The sequence below is a fragment of the Okeania sp. SIO3B5 genome (genome assembly GCF_010692555.1).
Lineage (GTDB): Bacteria > Cyanobacteriota > Cyanobacteriia > Cyanobacteriales > Microcoleaceae > Okeania.
Genome location: NZ_JAAHHG010000008.1, coordinates 45,943 through 56,646 on the forward strand (window position 1 = coordinate 45,943; position 10,704 = coordinate 56,646).

The following is a 10,704-nucleotide window of genomic DNA, read 5'->3' on the forward strand; positions in this document are numbered from 1 at the left end:
AGTTTCGGGGGAAAAATTTTAAAATTATTTAATTATTAAATTTGTTTATAAATAAGAGCAATTTTTTATATGAGTTTATAGAATAAAATAGAGAGATAAATCAAGTAAAATCTAAAAGTTTAATCCTGAAATACAACCTTCTATCAGAAAATTAGCAATTTCTTGGCTAACATAATCAGTCAAATTGTTGACTTAACTGTTTAGCGTGCTTTCCATGATATTGCTGACGGTGGGAAGACTTAACCCAAAACGGGCGACCAAACATAATATTAGAACGTTGATAAACTATCGCTGGATGCCATCCAGATTGATTAAATAAAGGTTCTGAAGGATCAAAAAAACTTAATAACTTCAAAGGTATTCTCGAAGAAATTAACCGCTCATCAGATGAAGCGATCGCTACTGGCAAAACTGCCAAATTTGTAACTGGCGATCGCAAGGCCAAATGAGCAAATCCTCTTTGAAAATCACTAATCAAATTAGGTGGAGTACACCTAACCATAGGTACAGTTCCTTCTGGAAAAACTCCCACCATTTCTTCAGCTTGTAATAACTTTGTTGCCTATCGGAAAAAATCTTGTTGTCTATGAATCGAATTATCTAAAGGAAAACAACCCAAAGCAGTAACCATTTCTCGTAGTACAGGTACTTTGTCCATATAGTGATGACAAGCAAATTTAATTTGCCGATTAACGGCCACTGTAAGTAAAAAAGGGTCCATAAAACTACGATGGTTACTTACAAAAGAACTAGCGGGACGTTAAAAGCCCCTACTCTTAAGAGAGGGGATGAAAACGAACACGGCGGGATTTATCCCGCAGTTTCCAGGCCATCTTAACATTACAAATAGAAAATCAGGAGATAATTCATAATATTAAGGAGGTGATTTATTTGTATGGTTCTCAGCAAAGTCTCATCAAGCCCGATGGTGACTTAAAATCAATTCTTGAGTTTATTTGTTCCGAGTCCCACAAGCTAACCAATTGTGGTATTTATTATGGTCGTCAATTGTTTTTCAAATCCCAGAAAATAATTGGTAAGTATGACCTAGAAAAAGAGTACAAATCAAATAAACATGTGTCAGCTTTGTATTCACAGACAGCGCAGCAAATATTAAGGTCTGTTGCTGAATCTTTTAAGTCATTTAAAGAGTTAAACAAAAAATACAACAAAGGCAATCTACACTTTTAACCAAAGATTCCTAAATACCGAAAAAAAGATGGTTTAGCAATAGTGACATATGCCAAACAAGGTTTAAAACTTATTGATGATAATATCAGAATTCCTCTGGGAAAAACCGTAAAACGATGGTTTAAATTAGAAAGCTTTTTAATACCAATGCCATCTAATCTACAGTTTTCAGATATCAAAGAACTACGGATACTACCTCGTAATAGATGTTTTTATCTAGAGTTTGTCTACAAGAAAAAAATCGTAGTTCCAGAAGAATTAAACCCTAAAAACGTCTTAGGTATAGACCCCGGAATTAATAATTGGTTAAGTTGCGTTTCTAACCTTGGTACTAGCTTGATTATTGATGAACGTAAGGTGAAAAGCCTGAATCAGTGGTATAACAAACGAGTTTCCATACTAAAAGAAGGTAAGGCCCAGGGTTATTGGGATGAGCAATTAGCCCAAATCACAGAAAAACGTAACCGTCAGATGAGAGATGCAGTTAACAAAGCTGCAAAAATAGTGATCAATCATTGTCTCAAGCATCAAATTGGTACGGTTGTGTTTGGATGGAATCAAGGACAACGACAAGAGTTCATTAATTGATAATGGATAATTGATAATTACCTCTGGTTAAAACCGAGAGGATTGAATCTCAGGAGATATTATTTCTTTTTTTTCCCCTTAAAAGGGGAGGCTTTAAACCAGAATTATTAATAATTAATAATTAATAATTCGGTAAATTTAGGCAAACAGACCCAATCATTCGTACAAATTCCCACAGCTAAACTTAAAGAACGAGTTAAACAACTGTGTGAGGAAAGCAACATTAAATTTGTGGAAAAAGAAGAGTCATATACAAGTAAAGCTAGTTTTATAGATGGGGATTTTCTGCCTACTTTCGGTGAGAAACCCGTAGGGTGGAAAGCATCAGGGAAACGAGTTAAACGTGGGATGTACCAAACAGGTAAAGGTTTGGAGCGTTAATGCTGACTTAAATGGTGCAGCGAATATACTTCGCAAAGTAGAGACACAATTAGGTCTAAGCCTAGTCAAGGACTGTAGGCGAGTTTTGACCCTCGCGCTCCTGATTTTCTATCTGGGAAACCAAAACTAAAAAAGCTACCAGATGTGGCTAATGCCCATATTGTAGCAACAGTTAAGAATCCCCGCGCTTTTAAGCCAGGGAGAGGTCAAAACAATTATGCCTCCTTCTGAAGGAATCCTGTCTGCATGATAAAAAAAGTTCTACTGCCAATAGCAGCTAAGAACAAACGAGAAATAAGCAGTAAATTATTTGCTTGGTCTCCCATCCTGCCTCTGAATAATTAGATATATCTGTAAATTCTAGACTCTCATAAATATTTTCTCAGAATAGTAGCGTTAGGATACCAAAAGTTAAAATTTCTTTGAGAAAGTCCAGAAAAACATGATAACAGCATTACTGTTATGGTAGGGGGTTTTGTTGGCTTTTACAGCTCAATTCATTAATGATGTTGATTAGGTCAAGAAACAACCAGTTAAACAAAGTATAAATCAAATAGGTCGATACTACTAGACTTGTTATGGTTGTACCCACCTTTGAAAAACCTAGCCAACCCTAGACATTTCTAAGGTTGTCTCTCAAAGGTTGCAGATTAAGTCTTAACTGACTACGTTGGCAGGTAACGACCACCATAAGTGAACTCCAGCTTATGTGCTGGTCGCTCTAAATTAAGGACAGCGTTAAAGTGCGTCAATCGGAAGTAGGTTTGATACCGATAGTGTTTAGAGCATGAACAAGCCTGGCCAACATAATTGAGGAAGACTTTACTGAAAAGGACTAGACACCACAATGTCTAATACTAATTAGGGTTTGCGTATGGAAAGTCTTTTAGTAGGGGTAGGAGGTAGGAGGTAGGAGACAGGAGACAGGAGACAGGAGACAGGAGAAATGGGAATTTAGAGGAGGTAGGAGTAAGAATTGTCCCTTGATTTTTCTGCCCAAATCTTGACCAAAATCCGCTCCTAAATTGAACCATTACTACTTAAAACCTTGCACTTTTTGATACTTAAAAAGGCTAAAACCTTTATTTATAAAGACTTTTAAATTTAATCAGCAAGCCCTAATTACATTTTTGTCATAGACACAAACAAAAAACCATTACAACCTTGCAAACCTTCTGTGGCTGGTAGATTGCTAAATTCTGGCAGTTCAAATCAATAGTATTTCACTCTGATTTTCCATGAAAAACACATATAAAACTCAGGATACCTTTGCAATTACAACTCCCCTTTACTACGTTAACGCTCTACCGCATATAGGCAGTGCTTATACCACTATTGCCGCCGATACGGTAGCTCGTTTTCAAAGGCTACAAGGTAAATCAGTGCTGATGATTACTGGCACAGACGAGCATGGCCAAAAAATCCAAAGGACAGCTCAGAGCAAAGGAAAATCCCCCCAAGAACATTGTGATTTAGTGGTATCAGGATTTGAATCTCTCTGGCAACAACTAAATATTCAGTATGATCGTTTTAGTCGTACTACTGCATCTAACCATGAGTTAATTGTCAAAGAATTTTTCCAAAGAGTTTGGGACCGGGGTGATATCTATTTAAGTCAGCAACAAGGATGGTATTGCGTAGCTTGTGAAGAATTTAAAGAAGAACGCGAACTTTTAGAAGATAAATATTGCCCCATTCATACTAACCAAAAAGTAGAATGGCGTGATGAGCAAAATTACTTCTTTCGTCTTTCTAAATATCAGGAAAATCTACAAACTTTTTACCAAGAACAGCCTAATTTTATTCAACCGGAAAGTCGTCGCAATGAAGTATTAAATTTTGTTAACCAAGGATTACAAGACTTTTCAATCTCTAGAGTTAATGTAGATTGGGGTTTTCAACTACCAGTCGATCCCAGCCATACTATCTATGTTTGGTTTGATGCTCTATTAGGTTATGTAACAGCACTCCTAGATCCTGATAGTGAACCTACTCTAGAGAATGCTTTATCAAAATGGTGGCCGATTAATCTACACCTAATTGGTAAAGATATACTGCGTTTCCATGCTGTTTATTGGCCAGCAATGCTAATGTCAGCAGATTTACCAATCTCTCATCATGTTTTTGGACATGGATTTTTGACCAAAGATGGGAAGAAAATGGGTAAATCTCTCGGTAATACTTTAGATCCATTTGAATTAGTTAAAAAGTATGGCTCTGACGCAGTTCGTTACTATTTTCTCAAAGAAATAGAATTTGGAGTCGATGGTGATTTTAGTGAAACCCGCTTTATTAATGTCCTAAACGCGGACTTAGCCAATGATTTGGGTAATCTACTAAATCGTACTCTCAAAATGGCTCATAAATATTTCAAAGGCCAAATTCCAGATATTAACGGTGAGGAAATAGAAGTCACTCATCCACTGAAGGGAATAGGTATGAGTTTGGGCGAACAAGTTATTCAAGCTTATACTGATTTAGCTTTTAGTCAAGTTTGTGAAGCCGTATTGACCTTAATTAGAACTGGCAATAAATATATAGACGAAACTGCCCCTTGGAGTCTATATAAGCAGGGTCAGTTAGGGGCCCTAGCAGAAGTGTTATATTCTGTGTTGGAATCTGTTAGACTAGCGTCTTATCTTTTATCGCCAATAATTCCTAATATTAGCAATGCTATCTATCAGCAACTAGGTTTCTCAAATGACTTTAACGATAAATCAGTAATTAATAGTTCAGAAATTTTTGTCAAACAAGCAAGCTGGGGCGATTTACCAAAAAATCAAATTCTTGGGCAACCTCAACCGATTTTTCAAAGAATAGAACTAGCAGAAACTGTTTCTTAAAAAGCTAATTGTAGTATCGTTTTTTTTCAAATTACATCGTCTATTTTTTGTGCTGAAAATTATATCTGATTAAGAATTCAATTTCTTTATTCAATAAAAAAACTGAGGTTAAAAATTATGTTGAATCATCAACAAATAGAAATTCATGAGATATTTACTCCTGAACAAGTTCTAGAAAATCGTGGCAGAGTAGCAATTTTTATTGATGGATCTAATCTATTTTATGCTGCTTTGCAATTAGGAATAGAAATTGATTACACTAAACTTCTTTGTCGTCTTACTGGTGGTTCTCGCCTCCTACGTTCCTTTTTCTATACAGGAGTAGATCGTACTAATGAAAAACAGCAAGGATTTTTGCTGTGGATGCGTCGTAATGGTTATCGTGTCATTTCTAAAGATTTAGTACAACTACCGGATGGTTCTAAAAAAGCTAATCTTGATGTAGAAATAGCTGTTGATATGATGGCTTTAGTTGGCTCTTATGATACTGCTATATTGGTGAGTGGGGATGGAGATTTAGCTTATGCTGTAGATGCTGTTAGTTATAGGGGTGTTCGGGTTGAGGTAGTTAGTCTTAGGTCTATGACTAGCGATAGTTTAATTAATGTTTCTGACCGTTATGTAGATCTAGAAAACATTAAAGAAGACATTCAAAAAACTTCTAAGTCTGCTGGTTATACTTATCGTCCCTTATCAGCTATAGGTTTAATGGAAGAACATGATGAAAGATAATACTTGTTCTAATTTAATTTAGAAAAATTACCAAACTCTAGAACAATAATAAATTTCAAAGTTTTGTTAGTTTTTGTTAATGTTAATAGATTAATAACTAGAGAATTACATACTCTAGATTTTAGCGGTAAGTTAAAGCAAAAATTGAATATTATTTACTACAAGGAAAGTTAGAAAAAAAGAGCATTATCCTAGTAAAAACAGGAAACTTTTTGCTCATAATTAAAAAACTTTCCTTGCACTTTTTTACTGGTATAGCAATATGATTTGAGTTGTGAGAGATTGAAAATTTTTAGGGAATAGGGAATAGGGAACAGAGAATAGGGAATAGGGAATAGGGAACAGGGAACAGGGAACAGGGAACAGGGAACAGGGAACAGGGAACAGGGAAGAAGAAAAAAATGTATCATCTGAATATAATAATTGCTATATTCTATACTTTTAAGGAACATCTCAATTCTCACAACTGATTCGGTGATTGCTATATAATACAAACGTAAGCATTCAGCCGTCAGCCAGCCTCCTATGGTCAGAACTGCGGACTTCAGCTATCAGCTATTGTGCTTTTAGTTTAGGAGAAAAGCTTTATAAACCGTCTTACTACAAAAGTTGCCTCCCTTGCCCTTAAAGTCCGTTGTTAATTTAAACACCGTCCTTTAAGTAGAGAGTCTTGTTGCTGATAGCTGACTGCTAATAGCTGAATGCTTACATACAAACTTTATAGCCCTACGCGCAAGTCAAAAGTAATAAGTAATAAGTAGGTAAGCATAAATAAAGGTCAAAATAAAAAATATGAAAAATAACTTATAACCCAGTCTTCAAGAGGTTTTCACTGTTTTGAATTTTTATTGCTATTTTACTGATAATTAGGGTTTGCGCTCAAAAGTCTTTTAGTAGGGGTAGGAGACAGGAGACAACCCACCCCTAGCCCCTCCCCCTCCCAACCCACCCCTAGCCCCTCCCCCTCCCAACCCACCCCTAGCCCCTCCCAGGAGGGGAGGGGAAGACAGGAGAAATAGGAATGAGCGAGGAGGTAGTCGGAAAAATTGTCCCTTGATTTTTCTGCCCAACTATGCGCCTAAAATACTCACTTTTTGAGCATGAAGAGCTGAAAACCAGGCACTTTTTTCAAACCCAAAAAGGCTAAAATCTTTATATGTCAATGCTTTTCGATTTAATCAGCAAGCCCTAATTAAGCCCACCTATCTTATACCATTTCTCAAAAACTTTTCTACATTTTGTTGAGCAGGGAACCCACCCCTCGCCCCTCCCCCTCCGGTGGAGGGGAAATAGGGGAGTGGGTAGGGACGTTGCATGCAACGTCCGTACAGGGAGAAGCAAACACAAGAATAATTAACATTAACGTAGCTGAAATTAACAAAAAAGTAATTTGGCTTGTGCTGATTAGTTGACAACTGAAGTATTGCTCAAGTATAGCAATACTTTTGGGAATTGGTATTATCTGACTGAGTTTGAGTATTTATCAATGCCCTAATACCAAGTGTGAAAAAAAGAATGTTACGAATAATAAGTAGGGGCGATTCGCGTTTGCGGAGCATTCCGTAGGAAATTGCCCCTACTTTAAACCCACATTCCGCACTTTAAGCGCTTTTCAAATTGATGAACCACTACTGCAGAATGCTTACAATTGTTATAATAACTATTCTTGTAGATTTAGACTTTTTATGCTCGAACAAAATAATTCTTTTTCTTATTTCCAGAACTCATCAATACCTTTATTAATTTTATTAACTCTACTTCTAGGAATAACTGCTTGTAATCAACAAAATCAAGTTCAAGAAAACATATCGGAACAACCTATTCCTACTCAAACACCAGAGAGTGATTTGACTTTAAATGATGTTACTTTAGAAGAAGCATCAGAAGAAGGTCAAATGTTGTGGCGAGTAAAATCTCAACGAGCTTCATATTTGGAAAATCAAGAACTAATAAGAGTGACAAAACCTGAAGGTGAATTATTTCAAGACGGAAAAGTAACCTATAAAATTACTGCTTTAAAAGGAGAAGTCTATCAAGATGGAAACAAAATTATACTGATAGATGAAATAGAAGTATACGACATTCAAAATAAAGTAGTTATTAGAGGACAACAACTCGAATGGTTGACAGGACCAGGAATTATTATTGTCACTAATAATATTACAGGTAGTAACGAACAAGTACAAGCATCAGCTCAGAAAGCAAAAGTTATTAGTCAAGAAAAAAAAATAGAGTTTTATGGTCAAGTAGTAGCTATGATCAAAGAACCTGTGCTGAAAATACAAACAGAACAATTATTTTGGGAAATAGAGCAAAAAAAATTGGTTACTAATCAACCTATAAAAATTGAACAACTCAAAGATAAAAATGTTATTGGCAGTGCTTATGGTGACGAATCAGAATATGATTTAGGCAATAAAATAGCTACTCTTAAGAAAAATGTGCAGCTACTCCAAACTGACCCAAAAGTACAAATAAGTAGCGAATTAGTTACTTGGAATATGCCACAAAATTTAATTACTTCTCCAGGACCTATAACAGTATTAGAACAAGAAGAAAAAGTAGTCTTGAAAGCTAATCAAGGTCAAGGAAATTTTCAAAACAATACCTTTAATTTATCAGGAAACGTTATTGGTGTAGGACAAAACAATCAAGCTCAGTTAAATAGCGATCGCCTAACTTGGTACTTTGAAAATCAAACTTTTGAAGCAGAAGGAAACGTATTTTATCGTCAAGTTGACCCACCATTTAATGTGAGAGGTCCTCGGGCAGTTGGACAACTAGAAAATGAAAAAGTTACCATTGAAGGTGGTCGTAGTAATGTAGTAACAGAAATTATTCCTCAATGAAGGAAGAAGGAAGAAGGAAGAAGTTAAGAAGTTAAGAAGGAAGAAGTTAAGAAGTTAAGAAGTTAAGAAGGAAGAAGGAAGAAGTTAAGAAGTTAAGAAGGAAGAAGTTAAGAAGTTAAGAAGGAAAAATCTTACCGAATAATTAATAATTAATAATTAAATAATTTTGGTTTAAAGCCTCCCCTTTTAAGGGGAAAAAAGCGGTTGAGGGATGGCGAGGTCCCCTCGCCATATCCAATCAACCAAGAGAAGAAATAATATTTCATTATATTCAATCAAGAATGGTTTTAACCAGAGGTAATTATCAATTATCAATTATCAATTATCCATTATCCATTAATGAAGTTGTCTGAGTTTTCAGCTTTTGATATGTCCGCGACCTTTCCTTCGACTACTATATACATAGTTGATGTTTATCAAAATAATTAGGGTTTGCGCTCAAAAGTCTTTTTTTCAGAGGAGAAGCCAGAATTTCCTAGGTCATGCTCCGCAAACAGAATCGGTGAATTCAGGAGAAATGAGATTCCGAGAAGAGGCAGCTAGAAGAATCTTCCCTTGATTTTCTACCCCTCGAAATGCCCAAAATCTTAGACTTTTGAACTGGAATTACCTAAAAGCTGGTACTACCTTAGTACCTGTAAAGGCTGAAACCTTTGCCAGTAAACACTTTGACATTTAATCAGCAAGCCCTAATTAGGTCGCGCAACCTTGCATTAAAAAGCAAAATATTTTTGGAGGGTTGCTCATCCATCCCTGTGAAAAAAATAACTATTTAATATTTACAAAAGCCCTAAAGTTCTGAAAATATTAACCTACAACCTACAACCCACCACCTACAACCTTCTTTAGCCAAATCTCGAAAATTTTCATAAAATATTCTCAAGTCTATTATATTCGCAGTTGTGAGAACATATCCAAAACAAACACCCCATAGTGGCTATCACTGGGATGGTAGCGATCGCCGTTTTTTTGAAGGTTGGTATTACCGAGTCACTCTACCAGAAGAGAAACAAACCTTCGCCTTTATGTACTCTATAGAAGACCCCATAGGTGGCCAACCTTACAGTGGTGGTGGCGCTCAAATTCTCGGTCCGAATGATGAATATCTCTGTCGCACCTTCCCAGATGTCAACAAATTTTGGGCAGCACCAGAAGTCTTGGAATTAGGTCATTGGGGAAAAACAGATTTGCCAGGCCCAGTTGGCTATCTAGATCCACAAGTATTCGATGCTCAAATCAAGCAAGGATATCAAGCTACTGCCACTTGGCATCAAGGAATTCTCTCTGACCCTGGAAAAAATAACTACTGTCGTTGGCAATATCAAACAAAACCTATCTATGGCTGGGGAGACCCAGATGCACAACAACAATCAACCGCTGGTTGGATATCATTTTTACCAATTTTTGAACCTGGATGGCAAATATTAATGGCTCATGGTCTTGCCACTGGATGGATAGAATGGAATAGCAAAATCTATGAGTTTACCAATGCACCTGCCTATAGCGAGAAAAATTGGGGTGGTGCTTTTCCCAAAAAATGGTTTTGGTTAAACTGCAATAGTTTCTATGACGAATCAGATTTAGCTTTAACTGCTGGTGGTGGTAAGCGAGGAGTATTGTGGTGGATGGAAGAAGTGGCAATGGTGGGTATTCATTATCAAGGCAAGTTTTATGAGTTTGTACCGTGGAATTCGGAAGTACATTGGCAAATTCAGCCTTGGGGAGAATGGCAAATGCAAGCCAAAAATGACAAGTTTGAAGTAGAGTTGAATGGGACGACGAACTTATCTGGTACACCTCTACGAGCACCATCTGAACAGGGATTAATATTTTTGTGCCGAGATACTATGCGCGGTCATTTGATTTTGAGGTTAAGAGAAAATCGGGGTAGTCATTCAAGGTTGATTCTGGAAGCAAGAAGTGATTTATGTGGTTTAGAAGTTGGTGGAGAGTCTTGGGAGAAAACCTGGATTAATTAGGGTTTGCTGAAAAGGAGTGGGGGAGTGGGGGAGTGGGGGAGTGGGGGAGTGGGGGAGTAGGGGAGTAGGGGAGGAGGGGAGTGGGGGAGGAGGGGAGTGGGGGAGTAGGGGAGCAGGGAACAGGCATCAAGACTCGCTATG

General features: G+C 36.8%; 10 protein-coding genes. 8 read left to right on the forward strand and 2 right to left on the reverse strand.

What is annotated here, in order from left to right:
- Window positions 1–175: 175 nt before the first annotated feature.
- Entirely contained in the window at window positions 176–535 is a 360-nt protein-coding gene (locus tag F6K54_RS02165; RefSeq protein WP_293073831.1) for a hypothetical protein, read from the reverse strand.
- 27 nt (window positions 536–562) lie between these two features.
- On the reverse strand, window positions 563–721 hold the full coding sequence (locus F6K54_RS02170) for a hypothetical protein (protein ID WP_293073834.1): 159 nt from the start codon (window positions 719–721) through the stop codon (window positions 563–565).
- A 170-nt stretch (window positions 722–891) separates the two neighbouring features.
- Here F6K54_RS02170 and F6K54_RS02175 point away from each other — a divergent pair, with 170 nt between their 5' ends.
- The 8 genes from F6K54_RS02175 to F6K54_RS02205 all read left to right on the forward strand — a co-directional run bounded on the left by F6K54_RS02175 (window position 892) and on the right by F6K54_RS02205 (window position 10,563).
- Window positions 892–1,191, forward strand: a complete 300-nt coding sequence (locus F6K54_RS02175; RefSeq protein ID WP_293073837.1) for a hypothetical protein — start codon at window positions 892–894, stop codon at window positions 1,189–1,191.
- Between the two features lie 42 nt (window positions 1,192–1,233).
- Window positions 1,234–1,779: a transposase gene (locus F6K54_RS02180; RefSeq protein WP_293073840.1), complete on the forward strand. Its 546-nt coding sequence runs from the start codon at window positions 1,234–1,236 to the stop codon at window positions 1,777–1,779.
- Window positions 1,780–2,010: 231 nt separating this feature from the next.
- Complete coding sequence (locus F6K54_RS43690) at window positions 2,011–2,160, forward strand: hypothetical protein (protein WP_375341947.1); 150 nt, start codon at window positions 2,011–2,013, stop codon at window positions 2,158–2,160.
- A gap of 1,135 nt (window positions 2,161–3,295) precedes the next feature.
- Window positions 3,296–3,379 (forward strand): hypothetical protein, encoded by an 84-nt coding sequence (locus F6K54_RS42580; RefSeq protein WP_366558026.1) that lies wholly within the window; start codon window positions 3,296–3,298, stop codon window positions 3,377–3,379.
- Window positions 3,380–3,398: 19 nt separating this feature from the next.
- On the forward strand, window positions 3,399–5,003 hold the full coding sequence (gene metG / locus F6K54_RS02190) for a methionine--tRNA ligase (protein ID WP_293073843.1): 1,605 nt from the start codon (window positions 3,399–3,401) through the stop codon (window positions 5,001–5,003).
- Window positions 5,004–5,120: 117 nt separating this feature from the next.
- Entirely contained in the window at window positions 5,121–5,735 is a 615-nt protein-coding gene (locus F6K54_RS02195) for an NYN domain-containing protein (protein ID WP_293073846.1), read from the forward strand.
- A 1,685-nt stretch (window positions 5,736–7,420) separates the two neighbouring features.
- Window positions 7,421–8,584 carry an LPS export ABC transporter periplasmic protein LptC gene (gene lptC / locus F6K54_RS02200; protein ID WP_293073848.1) on the forward strand — a complete coding sequence of 388 codons (1,164 nt, stop codon included), beginning with the start codon at window positions 7,421–7,423 and terminating at the stop codon, window positions 8,582–8,584.
- A 902-nt stretch (window positions 8,585–9,486) separates the two neighbouring features.
- Complete coding sequence (locus F6K54_RS02205; protein ID WP_293073851.1) at window positions 9,487–10,563, forward strand: tocopherol cyclase family protein; 1,077 nt, start codon at window positions 9,487–9,489, stop codon at window positions 10,561–10,563.
- Window positions 10,564–10,704 lie beyond the last annotated feature (141 nt).